Source organism: Anaerocolumna sedimenticola, from assembly GCF_009931695.1.
Classification (GTDB): domain Bacteria; phylum Bacillota; class Clostridia; order Lachnospirales; family Lachnospiraceae; genus Anaerocolumna; species Anaerocolumna sedimenticola.
Genome location: NZ_CP048000.1, coordinates 4,820,882 through 4,838,483, shown reverse-complemented (window position 1 = coordinate 4,838,483; position 17,602 = coordinate 4,820,882). Strand labels below are relative to the sequence as shown.

Sequence of the window (17,602 nt, the reverse complement as noted above, 5' to 3'; positions counted from 1 at the left end):
AAAGAATCAGAAAAGGATGCGAATGCAATGGGTGTAAAGATGAAAACAATCAATTTAAATAAAGACTGGGAGATGTTGGAGGCTCCATTAAAATGGAGCAAGGACTATCACAATCAGATAAGGGCTATGAAAGAAGGCTGGTATCAATGTGATTTACCGGTGGATGTAAGAATGCCCCTGCTTAAGGCTGGTAAAATCAAAGAACCGCTGTTATCCGATTATTGCAGGGAAACGGAATGGATCGAAGACCGTTCCTGGTGGTTTGTAAAAAGGTTTGACAGCAGGGAAGTCAGTTTACAGGAGGATATCATTGAACTGGTATTGGAAGGACTGGACTGCAGGAGTGATATTTTTATTAACGGACTCTACTTAAAAACCCACCGGAATGTCCATTATCCTTTTGTATATGATATTAAGGAATATATCATTCCGGGAGAAAATGTGATAACGGTCCGGCTTACAAGCGGACTGGAAGAAATTAGCAAAGAGGATATGGCAGAACTCGACCATGCGGTATGTATTGAGGAACGTAACGGTGGTAAATACCGCGGTGATGAAAGAAGAGCTTTTGTAAGACGTCCCCAGTATACGGTGGGATGGGATTGGGGACCTAAAGTAATTACCATAGGAATTACAGGGAATGCTTTTCTTAGAAGTTATAAAAACGTAGCAATAAGAGAGGTAAAAGCGGAAACCTTATCCATTGGTAAAGCGGCCGAACTTCATGTTTGTGTCAATGTGGAAAATTTAAGCTTTATCAGTACCAGAAGCTGTGATATGGAAGTGAATTTATGGGAGGGTGATACCCTTTGTGCCAGTGAAAAAATAGAAAATACTTTAGTTACTTCCGGTTACAATTTTATGGATTGTTACCTTTCGGTAGAAAATCCCAAGCTCTGGTGGCCCAACGGTTATGGACTTCAGCCTTTATACCGGATTGAAGTGAAAGCCAGCTGCGAAGGATATGTAACTGAGTATCCGGCTTTTTCTTTCGGGATTCGTACCATAAAGCTGGATACCAGTGTAATACAGGGAGAGGACCGTAATTTTACCTTAGTGGTGAATGATAAACCGATTTATTGCAAGGGTGGCAACTGGATTCCCAATGATTTTATCTATGCCCGTGTTCCGGAGGAAAAATACCACGTTCTGACGGATGAGGCCGTTGAAGCCAATTTTAATATGCTCCGGGTCTGGGGCGGCGGCCTGTATGAGAGGGATATTTTTTATGAACTGTGCGATCAAAAAGGGATTTTATTATGGCATGATTTTATGTTTGCCTGCTCTACTTATCCGGACCATCACCAGTGGTTCCGTGATGAAATGTATAAGGAATTGGACTTCCAGACCAAAAGGCTGCGGAATCACTGCTGTATCGGATTATTCTGCGGCACCAATGAAGTACATTGGATTTTTAATTCCATCGATAATCCAAGATGGAACATTGAATTTAAATATGAATTCCAGTATGGCCTTTCCATTCCTAACCATATGGTTAAGGAAGTTTTACATAAAAACTGCGAAAAGATACCTTATTGGAACAGCTCACCTTATGGAGGTGCCCTTCCCAATGCGGATACGGTGGGTGACGTGCACAGGTGGCATAATGCCCTGATGAGCCCTAGGATGGAGGAGCGGATAGAGGTAAAGGATTATGATACCATAAAATCCAAGTTTGTCAGTGAATACGGCTTTATCGGACCCTGCAGTAAGAAAACAACTTTGGAATACATGGAAAATGCAGGGGTGGACAGAAGAACGGATACGTGGCGTATGCATTGTAATGTATTTGAAAAGGGAACGGTTTATGCCGGTATTGAAAAGAATTATGTTGATAACGCGGCAGAGCTGTCTCTTGAGGATTACATTTTATACGGCGGTATGGTACACGGGCTGATGTACGGTTATTCCCTGGAAGCCATGCGGTTTAAGGAACATTGCTCCGGCGGGTTATTCTGGATGTATAATGATGCCTGGGGTGAAGTGGGCTGGACAATCATAGATTATTATTTAAGACGTAAAATACCGTTTTATGCGGTAAAACGAGCACTGGCACATCAGAAATTTACCTTGCGGCTTGTAGGTAATAATGTGGTTCTCCAGGGGCTTAATGATCTGTCCGTGGATTTGGAGGTAAAAGCCAGGTATGGTTACGTTTCTTTTGACGGGAAAATTATGGATCTGAAAGAAATGGTTCTGAAAGTGCCGGCGGGCCAAAGAGTATATCTGTATCAGAAGGAATTACCTGCGTATGATTATACTAAGGGAACGGTTATGCTCTATGTAGAAGATGAGAAAATTGATAATATCTCATTAAGAATGGAGGATAATCGAAAACTATCCTATGAGAGATCAAATGTTCAGGTAGTATCAGAAAAGGAAGAGGGAGAGAATAAGCTGGTGACGGTAACTGCAAAAGGTTATGTCCATGGGTATATGTGAAAGGTGATTATGACTGCTCCGATGCTTACTTTGATTTACTGCCCGGCGAAGTAAAGACATTTACCGTAAAAAAGGCGAAGGGGCATGAATTAGTCATTGCTGCAGTCAGATAATTCTACAAGCTGGTAGATTGGAGGTAACCATGAAAAAAGCAATTTATGACAAAGTAAGACAGCAGGTATTGGATTATTATGAGAAAGCTCATATTATATTAACTGAAGAAGAAAAAATAACATTGAAATTGCCGATTTTGGATTAAATGACTTAGAACATATTGGATTAAGTTTGGTAACGTTTGTAAATACGGAACGGTGCTGTGCAAAGGAGATGGTGCTTTTACCCGGACAAACCTGTCCGGAACACTGCCACGGACCGGTTCCTGAGCTAAATTATGAGGGGAAAGAGGAAACCTTTCGCTGCCGTTACGGTACGGTATATTTATATGTGGAAGGGGATAAAACAGAGAAAACAAAAGGGCATATACCCAAAGGTTATGAAGCCGGATATACGGTAAGACATGAAATTGTGTTAAATGCAGGAGAGCAGTATACCTTATATCCGAATACCAAACATTGGTTTCAGGCAGGACCCCAGGGTGCCGTAATCTCGGAATTCAGTACAAGAAGCCTGGATGAATTTGATGTATTTACTGATCCGGATATCAAACGGGTTCCTGCAATAGAGGATTAAAAAGCAGGTGTAAAAACGAAAGTTATGAGAGGTAAACATTTATAATTAAATGGATGCTTAATATTTAGGCGTGGAAGTGATGACTTTCACGCCTGTTTCGTTATGGTTTTAGAATGGCTGATTTTCTGTATGATTATAGTAATCCAAATAAATTTGTAACATTTGTTACGGAAAATGATTGTATTTTGTTATATGATTAACACATCAAGAAAAACAAAAAAACAAATTTGATTTGGAGGATATTTGAATGGAAAATACAATGTTTTGTTATCAATGCCAGGAAACAGCAGGTTGCACCGGTTGTACAAAATTCGGGGTATGTGGTAAGTCACCCGACCTTGCAAGAATGCAGGATTTATTAATTTATACGACCAAAGGGCTTTCTGAAGTTACAACCAGATTAAGAGAAGAAGGCCAGAGCGTTGGCGGAGATATAAATCATTTAGTAACACTTAATCTATTTACTACAATTACAAACGCAAATTTTGATGACAAAGTATTTTATGACCGCGTTAAAATGACTTTAAATGCAAAAAGAGAATTATTAAATAAATTAAATAATAAAGCAAATTTATCAGAAGCAGCTTTATGGGATGCAAGTACAGATTCTGAATTAGATGCAAAATCCGTAACGGTAGGCGTTTTAACAACAAAAAATGAAGATGTAAGAAGTCTTAGAGAATTAATCACATACGGTTTAAAAGGTCTTTCCGCTTATGTTAAACATGCTCTTGCTTTAGGATTTGATAATGAATCCATTCATGTATTTATGCAGAGCGCTTTAGCAAAAACTTTAGATGATAGCTTAAGTGCAGATGAATTAGTAGCTTTAACCCTTGAAACCGGTAAGATCGGTGTTGACGGTATGGCCTTATTGGATACAGCAAATACTTCTTCTTATGGTAATCCTGAGATCACCAAAGTTAATATCGGAGTAGGTAAGAACCCTGGTATCTTAATTTCCGGACATGACTTAAAGGACTTAGAACAATTACTGAAACAGACAGAGGGAACCGGCGTGGACGTTTATACACACTCTGAAATGCTTCCGGCCCACTATTATCCTGCATTTAAGAAATATACTCATTTCATTGGCAACTACGGTAATGCATGGTGGAAACAAAACGAAGAATTTGAGTCCTTTAACGGACCGATTTTAATGACTACAAACTGTATTGTACCGCCGAAAGCAAGCTATAAAGACAGATTATATACAACAGGTGCGGCAGGATTTGTCGGATGTGCCCATATACCGGGGGATAGCGGAGATCAGAAAGATTTCTCACAGATAATTGAGCATGCGAAAAAATGTGCGGCTCCTACTGAAATTGAAACCGGAGAAATCATCGGTGGATTTGCTCATAATCAGGTATTTGCTTTAGCAGATAAGGTTGTTGAAGCAGTTAAAACCGGTAAAATCAAGAAATTCTTCGTTATGGCAGGATGTGACGGAAGAGCAAAATCCAGAAACTATTACACGGATTTCGCAAAAGCATTGCCGGAAGATACTGTTATATTAACAGCAGGTTGCGCTAAATACAAATACAATAAACTACCTTTAGGTGATATCGGCGGAATACCGAGAGTTTTAGATGCCGGACAATGTAACGACTCCTACTCCCTGGCTTTAATTGCATTAAAATTAAAAGAAGTATTTGATTTATCCGATATTAACGAATTGCCTCTTGCATTTAATATTGCATGGTATGAACAAAAAGCAGTTATTGTTTTACTTTCCCTTTTATATCTGGGAGTAAAGAATATCCATTTAGGACCAACACTACCTGCCTTTTTATCTCCAAATATAGCCAAGGTATTAGTTGAGAACTTTGGAATTGCAGGAATCGGCACGGTAGAAGACGATATCAAATTGTTTATGGCTTAATTTTACCGTCGATAAAACGAATATTCATTTATAAATATATAAAGATTATCCTCTAATAAAAATTATATAGAAAAATAACAAAAAGGCTTAAGTTATTTCCGTACTATCCGGATTATAACTTAAGCTTTTTGTGAAATAAGTATTAATGGGATGACAGAAAGAGTCTATGTTTGACGAAAAAATAAGAATTTAACAAAATAATTAATTAATTGTATAACGATACGTTTTTTTGTGAATATAATTAAATGGGATATTTTGGTGATCAATACCCCAAATAGAAAGGATGGTGCAGAATCATGTTTGATAAATTTTTTATGGATTATATGTCTAACATTATACCGGTGGCATTTAATCTGCAATCGGAAAATGAAATAAAGAAAATGGGCAACGGAGAACCGAATTTTACGGTAATTCTAAAAAAACCAATCAGTAAAAGCGATTTGGTAACCAGTACGTCCTTAGCCTTAGGGGAAGCTTATATGAGGGGGATATTGAAGTTGATAAAGACTTATATGAAGTGCTGAATTTATTTCTGGGAGAAATGGGCAAGTTTACAACGAATAAATCAAAGCTCCACAGCCTGTTATATACCGCTACCAGTAAAGGTAACCAAAAGAAAGAAGTTACCTCTCATTATGATATCGGAAATAATTTTTATAGCTTATGGCTGGATGAAACCATGAGTTATTCCTGTGCTTATTTCAAAGACAAAAATAATACCCTTTACGAAGCCCAAATGAACAAAATTAATCATATTCTGGATAAACTTTATTTAGATAAGGAAATGTCATTATTGGATATAGGCTGCGGATGGGGTTCCCTATTAATTGAAGCGGCTAAGAAATATCAGGTAAAAGGAACCGGAATTACACTAAGTAAAGAACAATATGAGAAATTCAGTGAAAGAATTAAAGAAGAAAAATTGGAAGATTTGTTAGAAGTTAAAATCATGGACTACAGGGATTTAAGCAGTTCGGATTTATCATTTGACCGGGTTGTAAGCGTAGGTATGATAGAACATGTCGGCAGGGATAATTATGATTTATTTATGAAAAATGTGTATCATGTATTAAAGGATAAAGGTATTTTCTTACTTCATTCCATAACTGCATTAAAAGAATATCCCGGGGATGCCTGGATTAAGAAATATATTTTCCCGGGGGGAACAATTCCAAGTTTAAGGGAACTCATGCAGATTCTTCCGGAATATCAGTTTTATACGTTAGACGTTGAAAGTCTTCGAAGACATTATAACCGCACATTGTTATGCTGGAGAAGCAGGTTTTTGGAACATAAGGAAGAGATTATTAAAATGATGGGTGATGAATTTACAAGGATGTGGGAATTGTATCTGGCATCCTGCGCTGCAACCTTTAATAACGGTATAATAGACTTACATCAAATACTGGTATCAAAGGGTGTCGCCAATGATCTTCCAATGATCAGAGTAGTGTAAGAAAACAGAAAAAGTGGGTTGGATTAAAATGTTTAACAGCTGAGGAATTAATAAAAAATAATACTTGAAAATTATTATTAGTAAGGCTAATATAGTAGTTATATTTATAATTATTTATTTGTCTAAAGAAATCCGTAAGAATTTCGAGTAGTTGGCAGCAAAAATTTATGAAAGAAGGATGAGTATCATGTTAGATATCAGAATCGAAACAACAACAACCCCCAAGGAACTTCCAAAAGCGGATAATCCCTTAAAATTTGGAACCATATTTACGGATCATATGTTTGTTATGAACTATGAAACAGGTAAGGGGTGGCATGATGCAAGAATAGTGCCTTATCAACCAATCAGCTTAGAACCTTCCGCCATGGTATTTCATTACGGTCAGGAAATGTTTGAGGGATTAAAAGCTTATAAGGCAGAAGATGGCAGAGTATTATTATTCCGTCCTGACAAAAACATTGAAAGAGCAAATAAAACCAATCGAAGAATCTGTATACCAGAGATTCCGGATGAGGATTTTCTGCAGGCTTTAAAAGCTATAGTAAAGATGGATGAAGCCTGGATTCCAACCAAACAGGGAACCTCTTTATATATCAGGCCGTTTATTATTGCTACGGATCCGTTTTTGGGAGTGAGACCTGCTGATACTTATTTGTTTATCATTATTTTATCTCCGGTTGGCGCATATTATCCGGAAGGATTAAATCCGGTTAAGATCTGGATAGAAGATGAGTATGTACGTGCCGTTAAAGGCGGTATCGGAGAAGCCAAAACCGGCGGCAACTATGTTGCTTCCTTAAAATCCCAGGTGAAAGCACATGAAGAGGGTTATTCCCAGGTATTATGGCTGGATGGTGTAGAAAGAAAATATATTGAGGAAGTCGGAGCAATGAACATTTTCTTTAAAATTAATGGAACAATCGTAACTCCGAAATTAAACGGAAGTATCTTACCCGGTGTAACCAGAGATTCTGTTATTAATTTATGTAAAACATGGGGATTACCGGTTGAAGAAAGAAGAGTATCCATTGATGAGATTTATGAAGCCCATAAGAGCGGAACTTTGGAAGAAGTATTTGGAACCGGAACAGCAGCAGTAATTTCTCCGGTTGGACAATTAAGGTGGGAAGATCATATCATGAAAGTAAAAGACGGCGGTATCGGTGAATACAGCCAGAAGTTTTATGATACCATTACCGGAATCCAATTGGGAAGATTAGAAGATAAATTTAATTGGACCGTAGAAGTAAAATAATAGTTATAAATTCAGCAGGGGCTGTTCTTTTAGGGAACAGCTCTTTTAATATATACGTTATCCGAAAAGCCACCTTGCTTGTTACCTATTTGCACGAAATAAAGGTGAACACTGCTGCGGTTTTGTATAATGCATGAAAATCAGGGGAATTATGTAACTGGATGAATTCCGCTAGAATGCGGTGTAGAATTAAAAAATATGTATTAATATACAATATTTCACTAATAAACTATCCGCTTATTGTGCAATTGTTATATTGACGCTTAAAATAGAAATTAGTAGAATTAGTTGGAATTCGCTATAAATATAGTACATAATTTTAAGGAGAAAATAAATGAACATTAAAGATATTTTACTAGGAAAGCCATTAAAAATAATGAAATAAGTCATGAAAAGCTTTCAAGATTATGGGGATTACCGATAATGGCAAGCGACGCCGTATCTTCTGTAGCATATGCCATCGAAGAAATCCTATTAATTTTGATACCGGCAATGGGCCTTCTGGCTTTTCGCACTTTGCCTTATATTATTCTGCCTATTTTATTATTATTAATTATCCTGGTATTGTCCTATTCACAAATAATTGACCACTATCCGAATGGTGGAGGTGCTTATGCAGTAGCTAAGGAAAACATTGGCAAGACAGCTTCCTTATTATCAGCTGCCGCATTGACTATTGATTATATCATGACGGTTGCAGTTAGTATTTCATCTTCAACAGCGGCTTTAGTATCCGCCTTTCCGTCATGGCATAATTATAAAGTAATTATTTCTTTAATATGCGTTGCTATCATCACGTTAATTAATTTACGCGGTGTAAGGGAAGCATCCAAAGTTTTTGGATTACCGACTTATATATTTATTATTTCCATGGCAATATTAATACTATGCGGGTTATATCGTTTGATTACAGGTACATTAAACCCAATAGCTTATTCAGCACCCCTTCTGCCGGAAGAGACGATGCAGGGAGTTGGTATACTTATCTTGCTGAAAGCATTCTCATCCGGGTGTTCTGCAATGTCCGGTGTTGAAGCGGTCAGTAATGCAGTTCCAAGCTTCGCAAAACCCTCCAGAAGAAATGCCAAACATATCTTGTTTATGTTAGGTGGCATCATTGTTTTTATCTTCGGAGGTACCAGTATTCTTGCAATTCATCTTCAAGTAACACCGGTAGAAGGACATACGGTATTATCCCAGATTTCTTCTGCAGTATTTGGAAACACCTTTATGTATTATATCATACAGGTGTTTACTTCTTTGATCTTAATTCTTGCAGCGAATACTGCCTATAACGGATTACCGCAGTTGTTGTACATTCTTGCCCACGATGGATATGTACCAAGACAATTTTCCTCAAGAGGTACAAAACTTAGTTTTTCTAACGGTATATTATTTATTTTTATTGCGGCATCCTTGTTGATTATCGGTTTTAAAAGTGAAACCCACAGCTTGATTCCTTTGTATTCTGTAGGTGTTTTTATATCTTTTACCATCGCTCAATATGGTATGTTTAAAAAATGGTTATCGATTAAGGAGAAAAATTGGCAGTATAAATGTTGGATTAACGGATTTGGAGCATTGGTTACTTTAGTTGTTTCCATTATTGTTTTCTCAACAAAATTTATGGACGGTGCCTGGATATTGGCAATTGCTATTCCAAGTATCATGACAGGTATGTATTTTATCCATAAACATTATTCGGCGATTGGGGAACAGCTTCGTTTGGTAACATTTAACCCATATTACAATAAAGATGCCGTGACATCCACGCAATGTATTTTAATGGTTCATGATATTAATAAACCATTTTTAAAAGCCATTAATTATGCGAATTCCATTTCCAATAATATAACGGCACTTCATGTATGCCGCCATCCGGAACATGCAAAGCAACTCAGAAAGGAATGGGAAGAACTTGAGATACCGATTGAACTTAAAATTATTGAAACACCTTACCGTGACATCATAAAACCCATGGATGATTATTTGTGGCAGAGAGAACGGGAATTAAACCATGGGGAGAATATTTCTGTTATAATAATTAAATTTATAACTGCCCACTGGTATGATAATATTTTGCATAATCAGACAACTTATTTCTTTATGCAGCATTTAAGTAAACACAAAAATATCTCAACAATCATTTTGCCATTCCATTATATGCTGGATGACAAACATTTCTGTAAAAAATAAAAATTAACGCTATAAAAATGATAGGCTGTTGCAAAATAATAAGACAACTAACTTGCTTCAGAAATGTGGAGGTATTTTCTGCCACAAGTTAATACTTTATTATTTCTGCAGCAGCTATTTTAATCATTCCGCTTACTTCTAAAATCCATATTCTTTCGTAATTTTTCTACCAAATAAAAACATTTGCAATGAATTCTTGCTTTACTTTCTTTACCTAATTGATTAAAATGTATATCATTACCAGCAGTAGTTGGTTTTATATAAAAATATATAACTTATTTCGGATAGTTGAATAAAGGCTAACTATTGTTCAAAGATACTTAATCCATATTAAAAATTAACATATAATAAAGATAAATCAGTTAAAGCTAAGAAGGGAAAGGGTTATGGGAGAACTTGAAATCAGTTTAAGAGATGTAAATACACTTTCAATCATGATACGTTTAAGTCTGGCTGCCATATGCGGCGGTCTTATCGGTTATGACAGGGGAAGAAAAAGAAGGCCGGCAGGATTTCGTACGCATATATTAGTCTGTATCGGTTCCGCATTGGTTATGATAACGAACCAATATATAATTGAAATCATGAAATACGACACGGACCCGACCAGATTAGGAGCGCAGGTTATCAGCGGTATTGGTTTTTTAGGAGCAGGTACGATACTAATAACAGGCAAACAACAGGTTAAGGGACTTACCACGGCAGCCGGCTTATGGGCCTCAGCATGTATGGGGCTTGCAATCGGAATCGGTTTTTATGAAGGAGCATTAATAGGGTGTATATTCATCTTAGGAAGTATGACGCTGCTTCACAGGTTTGATGCATTTGTTATGTCTAAAACAAAATTGATTGAATTGTATGTGGAATTGGTTTCAGTAAAAAGTATCAGCAAATTTTTTGATTTTGTACGGAATAATAATATGGAAATTACAAATGTGGAGATAATAAAAACAAGAACGTCGGAAGAGCTGGTCGGACTTTTTGTTACTATCAAGCAAAAAGAAAAACACGACCATATGAAAGTACTTACTTTGATTGGGACGCTGGATGATGTTGTAATTGTGGAAGAGATATAAGGCAAGGAACAATTTAATAAATATAATGAAATTAAATTAACCATATGAACCAATTAAAAAATAAAGAATTACGGAGGATTATCGGGTGAAAGACTTATTAAGGCTTTTTATTGCAATTAATTTTTCGGATGATATAAAATTGAATTTATTTCAGTTAACGGAGATACTTAAAAAAAATACTTCCCGTGGTCATTTCACTGCCAGGGAAAATTTTCATCTCACCCTTGCTTTTATTGGAGAAACAAAAGATAAGGAGCATGTGATTGAGGCGATTGATAATGCAGTCGAAAAAGGGAAGATTCATGCGTTTCAATTAGAATTTGGCGGTTTTGGCAGATTTAAGGGAAGGGATGGAGATATCTTCTGGGTAGGTGTTAAAAAACATCCGGTTTTAACGGAATCAAATAATGAACTTATCAGAGAACTTAAAACTTTTGAGTTTAAAGTAGACGATAAGGAATTCAAACCCCATCTAACCCTGGGAAGAGGTATTGTGCTTAAAAACGGATATACGATCAAAGATTTTGAACAAATTATACCACCTATGACTATGACAGTAAAGGAAATCGGATTGATGAAGTCAGAACGGATAAATGGCAGATTGGTTTATACCGAAGTTTACCATAAAAATTTGTTATGATTTGAGTAATCAAGATCACAATTTGATGATTTGTCGAAATAGGAATATTAATATTTTTTAGTGTCGAATGATTAATTGTAGTCTTTATTTTTAAAAAAAATAGTAAAATTTTCATAGATAGATACTTGTCAATCTTAGTTGAATAGTGTAATATAGTTAAGGGTCGATGGTGATATCCGTTTTGGTATTTCCAGGGACTCTTTTTATTTGGAAATACTTCCGTGATTTTTTTATGAAATATCAGAGATATACCATACAAAGGAGATGCTGCTGTATGAATAAAATGAATTTAAAGAAAAAGGAAAAAAGATTAAGAAAAGAAAAGGGCTTGAAGAAGCCTCATAATAAGTTTGGTATTCGTCAGAAGCTGATTTTGGGTTTTTTGATACCTGTGTTATTTATTGTTATTTTAGGGTTTATTTCCTATACAAAAGCATCTCAGGGGTTGTTATCCAATTATGAACAGGCTACAAAAAATACCATTAATATGGCCACGGAATATATGAATTTCGGATTAAGTACTGTTGATTCCATTGCTTTACAATATACGGAAGATAAAGATATTGGTTACTATGCCCAGGGTGTAACCAATAATACGGATTCCATGAGAAATATCTTTATAAAATCCACCGACAGAGAACTTATGAAAAAGGTGGATTTAGAACAGCTAATTGAAAATATACATATCATCACTCCGTCAGGTATACCCGTATTAACCAGCAGTAATAAAATTGTGGATGGATTTTATAAGGAATTAACACAAGCAGAGGAGGGTAAATTTTTAAGTGATTCTGGTCTCGAGTTTTATTGGGTAGGAAAACATCCTTTGATTGATTCCAAATTTGGTCTAGATACGGATAAATATGCTTTTTCCCTTTATCGTCCGTTTCCATCAAAAGATTCCGGGGTTATTATCGATGTAAGCCGGGAAGAGATCATTAATTTTTTGAGAAAACTGGAGCTTGGTAAAGGTAGTATTGTAGGTCTGGTGACTCCGGAGGGTTCGGAGATATTAACAGAAGATTTGGGCGCATCAGAAAAAAACGAGGAAAAAGAATCGGCTGCAACTGCCGTGATTTCAGATAAAAATAAAGACTTTCAATTCAATTCGCAAAAATATTTTAAGGAAAGTATGAAATCGGAGGTTTCCGCTGGTTCTAAATATGTAAAATATAAATCAGAGGATTATTTATACCTGTACAGTAAAATCGGCGGCACAGGAGTAACAATTTGCGGTCTGGTGCCAAAGGCAAGCTTTATGCAGCAGGCAAATGACATAAAAAGCATAACCGTTATATTGGTGCTGATAGCCTGCCTGATTGCCGCAGGTATCGGTATGTATCTTTCGTTCGGTATAGGAAGAAGCTTAAAGAGCATCAATAATAATTTAAAACAGATTTCGGAAGGAGATTTAACTGTTCAGGTATCGTCAAAACACAGGGATGAGTTTACCGTACTGGCCGGAAATATTACGGAAATGCTCAATAACATGAGACACTTAATACAGAAAGTTACCCATGTAAGCGGACTGGTGTCGGGTTCTGCACAAAATGTAATGCATACATCGGAGAATATAGCAGCAGCCAGCGGCAATATTTCAACTGCGATAAATGAAATCGGCAACGGCATATCGGCCCAGGCCCAGGATTCCCAGAACTGCTTAATGCAAATGGATGAATTGTCGGGTAAAATTACAGCGGTTAATGAAAATCTCGGTGAGATAGAAAAAGTTACGGATAATACCAAATATATGATATCCCAGGGAATTACCACCATGGAGGAATTATCCAGGCAGTCGGAGGCTACCAATAATATAACAAAATATGTGGTGGATAATATAACAGCCCTGGAAGCGAAATCCTATTCCATCGACAAGATTATCCAGGTTATAAATCAAATAGCGGATCAGACTAATCTTTTAGCGTTAAATGCATCCATAGAGGCTGCAAGGGCAGGGGATGCAGGAAGAGGATTTTCCGTAGTAGCGGATGAAATAAGAAAACTTGCCGAGCAGTCCGTACAAGCCGCAAATGAGATAAGGAAAGTAATTGAAGAAATTACAAAACAGACTTCAGAAACCGTTATTACGGCAAGGGAAGCTGAGAACATAGTTGAAAAGCAGAATCATATAGTGGAAAATACCATTCAGTCTTTCCATAACATGAATTCCGGAGTTGAAAAATTAATTTCAAGTCTTACTGTTATCAGCCAGAATATGAAGAATATGGATAGTGCCAGAACAGGAACCTTAAATGCAGTGGAAAGTATTTCAGCCATAGCGGAAGAGACCCTGGCTAACTCCGATATGGTAGAGGACACTGTAAATACCCAAAATACATCTGTTAAAGCCCTGGAAGATGCGTCAAAAGTGCTGGGTGAAAATGCAAAAGAATTAAATGAGGCAATTAATCTTTTTCGTGTTTGATGGAATTTACATTAATTACCAGTTGTATAAAAAAGAAAAGGCCGTACCAAAATCATAATTAATTTACTTGAGAGACCACTGGTTATATCCTGGATCAGGGTTAAGTAAGTATATGTTTTTGTACGGCCTTATTTTCGGGTTGAGGAAGTCCTGTTATTCCGGATCCTGTTCCCTGCTCATAAAGTTTAAATCAGTATTTATTCATTCAGGATTTTATTAAAACTAAAATCCAGTAAACGATGATAATATCCGCCCATTTCATCAAAGGTGAAACAGTATTTGAATTTATCCATCTTGTTGTCTTTAAAATACAGTACATATTGAAATTCGTCGTTATCTATCTCTTCACAGATATACTCATCGGAATAACGTTTAAAGATAGCCAGAATATCTTCTAAATGAAAAGAGTGGGTATTAACCGTTTGAATTAAATCATTTAAAAACGGGTTATTTTCATGTTTATAAATAGATTCAATACCATCTTTGTTCACCGAGAATTTAAAACGGTTACGTTCTAAGGAAATCTCTATATCCAATAGATCCTGTTCCGCAAAAGTTTTAAATTCCTGCAGATAATTAAGACAAGTTTCGTTTGAATCAAATGAGGACAAAAGCAGATGATTTAAAAGGTCCAGGTCATAATATATACTAAAACTCTCATTGTTCTGATAACCTAATTTTAATAAACCCTCATAAATAGTACTTTTAATATTTTCTTCCAGATTAATAAAACCAGCATCGTTTGACATATTGGGTACTCCTGTATAAAGTTATTTAAATGTTAACTTATTTTAGCGATTAGAACCGCAGTAGCTGAATCGTCATACCTATTGTAATATAGAATAATTTAAGTGTCAACGGCTGGGCTGCAGAGCCATAGTAAACGGTTTGCCGTGTTACCAGAGCTGTTTTTTAATCGTTACTAATCTTATTTCATGAGGTTTTAAATCTGCATAATAATTTAAGAGGTTATTACTTATCTGTACGTTCATTTTATTTATTTTCGGCATGGAGCGACCTTTTAAAGTGTTTATCTCTTCATCTGATGTGAGTGGGAGAGCACCCATCCTCACCCATTCATCAAAAGCACTGCCATAATCACGGTTTACAATCTGCTCTGTAAGGGTATAATCACCATTTTCAATCTGGGTCAGGACTAAATCGAATTCCAGTGGATTAGCGTCAATGATAGCATTATACCTTTCTATAAACGTAACATTAAATAAAACACCCTGTGCATACAGCGGTGAAATGTGGGAGTAATTATAGAAAATAATTGCATAGTTCCCTTTCTGGTCAGTAGTTACAAAATAACCATCCCCTTTATCAATCAAGGTATCTAATAATTTATTTAAGAAGATAAATGCATAATAAGCAGGCTTCTTTATACCGTTTAAGGTAAACAGGCCTAATTCTCCATGAAACTCATCGTTAGACAAAGGTAATTCTTCAAGGGTATCGGATAAACACCAATTACCGAAGCTATCCATGGCATCGTAGTTCTCCAATATATTTTTTATAATGTAAGAGGAGCGATAACAGGTATCATTAAGCCAATCCCTGTGGGAGGAAGTGGAAGCCCATTCTGTTATATAAGTCGGAAGTTTTGGATAACCGGTCATCTTTTTCTTGATACACGCAATGGTATGGGCAACATAATCCGGATCATCCGACAAGATAATTTTATCATTTTCATTGTCTCGGTAAGACTCTCCTAAGGTAGCAAGATCCTTTGTGGTGGATGTCTTAACCGGATAACAATGGATATTGTAAAAATCAGGATAACAATTATTCAACTTACAATAATCCAGAAAATCATAAAATTCAGAGCAGGTAAAGTTAATTGACCCATAGGAGGGGTTGCCAAACAGAAGATGAGGATCGCATTCTTTTACGCAATTTCTGGTTATTCGATATAAGTCATATGCTATTTCATTACTGTCAAAAGCGAAAAGATAGGATTTAAAAGGTGTATTCCAAAACGAGAAAAGCCAGGTCCGCACCTCTGATAAACCATACCGCCTAATAAAATGTTTGGTAAGTTCAGTTATTAGAAAAGCCCATTTTGTATAGCTGTTTGGTTCGCTTAATATAACGGGATTATAAAAAAGGGTGCATTCAGGATTTTTTGCAAGAAGTTTGGGCATAAAAGAGAACTCGATCAGGGGTTTAAATCCGATTGAAAGCAAAAAATCAAGAACTTCATCCACATAGGTAAAACTAAGGTAGGGATTTCCAAATTTATCTTCATTATATAACATCATGGAATCATCCAAAATACCATGGAATTTAATATATTGGAAACCAATTTCTTTTTGAAGGGTAATGAGTTCGTACTGTACCCGCTGCATAAGAATCTCTTTGGCACGGCCAACACCGGTAAATGTTTTAAAGGTATGTAACAGGCTGCATTTCAAATTTGACACATTTACATTAATTATATTATATAAGGAAGAAGAATTTGTTTTTTCTTTTTTTATTGCATTTCCGCTTCCCAGATATTCTCCCAGCTTATTCAGATAATCATGCTGTTCGATTAACAGGTAGTCGTTGATTTTTTGTGCTTTTACCGTATTAATATCCGCTTCTTTCCTATGTTCTTTCTGATACTGTTTCGGTAACAATCCGTATTCTTTTTTAAAACAGCTTACAAAATATCTGCTGTTGGCAAATCCGTTGTTTGCCGCTATCTGTTCTATTGTAAGATTGGTATTTAACAAATCATATACTGCATGATTCATTCGGATTCCTGTTAAAAATTAAAGAAACTGACACCCATATTTTTCTCAAAAAAGTGTGAAAGATAGGATGCTGATAAATATTCCCTTTCCGCAACCGTATTTAATGTAATGTTTTCCGTATAGTTATCATTTAAGTATTCAATGATTCCTTTTAATCTCTTTAGATTTTTGGATTTTTTACCGGCAATTTTTGTATCGCAGCATTTAAAGTTTTTTACCAGTTCATGAAGCAGTTGATAAGAATGTGAGATACATAATAAATCATCGCAATCGGTATTATTATAATTTAAATAGATTAATCTTGCGATTGTTCGCTTTAATTCCAGAAATCTTGATTTGTTATGATAAATAGAAGAATTTACTTCAAAAAAAGTGGACTCGTTTATCCACTGTTTAAAATAGCTGTGTTTTATCTGTAAAACAGCGACAACATTATCATTGCTATGTATTTCGTGTAACTGATTGCTGTTAATTAACAGGATATCATCTTCAATTAAATGAAATGTTTCTGATTCCAGTATTACTGTTATGTCACCGCTTAGAACCAGATAAATTTCAATACTTCCATGCCAATGCCTGGTTGTGTTTTCCATCCTTTGGATATTGACTCTGATTGGAACATCTTTCAAATATTCAATTATTTCATGTTTGTACATTATTTAGTCCCCCTATCTGACTGTTTTATGCATTATAGATAAATTATTAGGTTAATAATGATTTATTTAAGTAAAAAACCATAAAAAAATTAAAAAGGGAAAATCTTTATTAAATATAAACAAAAGCATGTATAATA

The 17,602-nt window shown here is 35.9% G+C and carries 12 protein-coding genes and 1 pseudogene; 10 read left to right on the top strand and 3 right to left on the bottom strand.

The window, feature by feature from the left end; all coding sequences use genetic code 11:
• The first annotated feature begins 27 nt into the window (after positions 1-27).
• The 10 genes and pseudogenes from Ana3638_RS21560 (at position 28) to Ana3638_RS21520 (ending at position 14,068) form a co-directional block, all read left to right on the top strand.
• Complete coding sequence (locus Ana3638_RS21560) at positions 28-2,442, top strand: glycosyl hydrolase 2 galactose-binding domain-containing protein (protein WP_246240478.1); 2,415 nt, start codon at positions 28-30, stop codon at positions 2,440-2,442.
• On the top strand, positions 2,439-2,555 hold the full coding sequence (locus Ana3638_RS25475) for a glycoside hydrolase family 2 protein (protein WP_246240477.1): 117 nt from the start codon (positions 2,439-2,441) through the stop codon (positions 2,553-2,555). The genes Ana3638_RS21560 and Ana3638_RS25475 overlap by 4 nt, the downstream gene beginning before the upstream one ends.
• Before the next feature lie 172 nt (positions 2,556-2,727).
• Positions 2,728-3,132, top strand: coding sequence for a D-lyxose/D-mannose family sugar isomerase (locus Ana3638_RS21555; RefSeq protein ID WP_330587713.1), 405 nt, complete (start codon positions 2,728-2,730; stop codon positions 3,130-3,132).
• Between the two features lie 247 nt (positions 3,133-3,379).
• Entirely contained in the window at positions 3,380-5,017 is a 1,638-nt protein-coding gene (hcp, locus tag Ana3638_RS21550; protein ID WP_161839874.1) for a hydroxylamine reductase, read from the top strand.
• Between the two features lie 323 nt (positions 5,018-5,340).
• Positions 5,341-6,473, top strand: a pseudogene (locus tag Ana3638_RS21545) (class I SAM-dependent methyltransferase).
• 187 nt (positions 6,474-6,660) lie between these two features.
• On the top strand, positions 6,661-7,731 hold the full coding sequence (locus Ana3638_RS21540; RefSeq protein ID WP_161839873.1) for a branched-chain amino acid aminotransferase: 1,071 nt from the start codon (positions 6,661-6,663) through the stop codon (positions 7,729-7,731).
• Positions 7,732-8,154: 423 nt separating this feature from the next.
• On the top strand, positions 8,155-9,927 hold the full coding sequence (locus Ana3638_RS21535; protein WP_246240475.1) for an APC family permease: 1,773 nt from the start codon (positions 8,155-8,157) through the stop codon (positions 9,925-9,927).
• 386 nt (positions 9,928-10,313) lie between these two features.
• The gene (locus Ana3638_RS21530; RefSeq protein ID WP_161839872.1) at positions 10,314-11,003 is read left to right on the top strand and encodes an MgtC/SapB family protein; all 690 of its coding nucleotides are present in this window, start codon (positions 10,314-10,316) and stop codon (positions 11,001-11,003) included.
• Positions 11,004-11,088: 85 nt separating this feature from the next.
• The gene (gene thpR / locus Ana3638_RS21525) at positions 11,089-11,643 is read left to right on the top strand and encodes an RNA 2',3'-cyclic phosphodiesterase (protein ID WP_161839871.1); all 555 of its coding nucleotides are present in this window, start codon (positions 11,089-11,091) and stop codon (positions 11,641-11,643) included.
• 274 nt (positions 11,644-11,917) lie between these two features.
• Complete coding sequence (locus tag Ana3638_RS21520; RefSeq protein ID WP_161839870.1) at positions 11,918-14,068, top strand: methyl-accepting chemotaxis protein; 2,151 nt, start codon at positions 11,918-11,920, stop codon at positions 14,066-14,068.
• 197 nt (positions 14,069-14,265) lie between these two features.
• On the opposite strand, the gene Ana3638_RS21515 is transcribed toward Ana3638_RS21520, so the two are convergent.
• The 3 genes from Ana3638_RS21515 to Ana3638_RS21505 all read right to left on the bottom strand — a co-directional run bounded on the left by Ana3638_RS21515 (position 14,266) and on the right by Ana3638_RS21505 (position 17,465).
• Positions 14,266-14,817 (bottom strand): DUF3877 family protein, encoded by a 552-nt coding sequence (locus Ana3638_RS21515; protein WP_161839869.1) that lies wholly within the window; start codon positions 14,815-14,817, stop codon positions 14,266-14,268.
• A gap of 147 nt (positions 14,818-14,964) precedes the next feature.
• Positions 14,965-16,809 (bottom strand): GH39 family glycosyl hydrolase, encoded by a 1,845-nt coding sequence (locus Ana3638_RS21510; RefSeq protein WP_161839868.1) that lies wholly within the window; start codon positions 16,807-16,809, stop codon positions 14,965-14,967.
• A gap of 11 nt (positions 16,810-16,820) precedes the next feature.
• The gene (locus tag Ana3638_RS21505) at positions 16,821-17,465 is read right to left on the bottom strand and encodes a cupin domain-containing protein (protein ID WP_161839867.1); all 645 of its coding nucleotides are present in this window, start codon (positions 17,463-17,465) and stop codon (positions 16,821-16,823) included.
• Positions 17,466-17,602 lie beyond the last annotated feature (137 nt).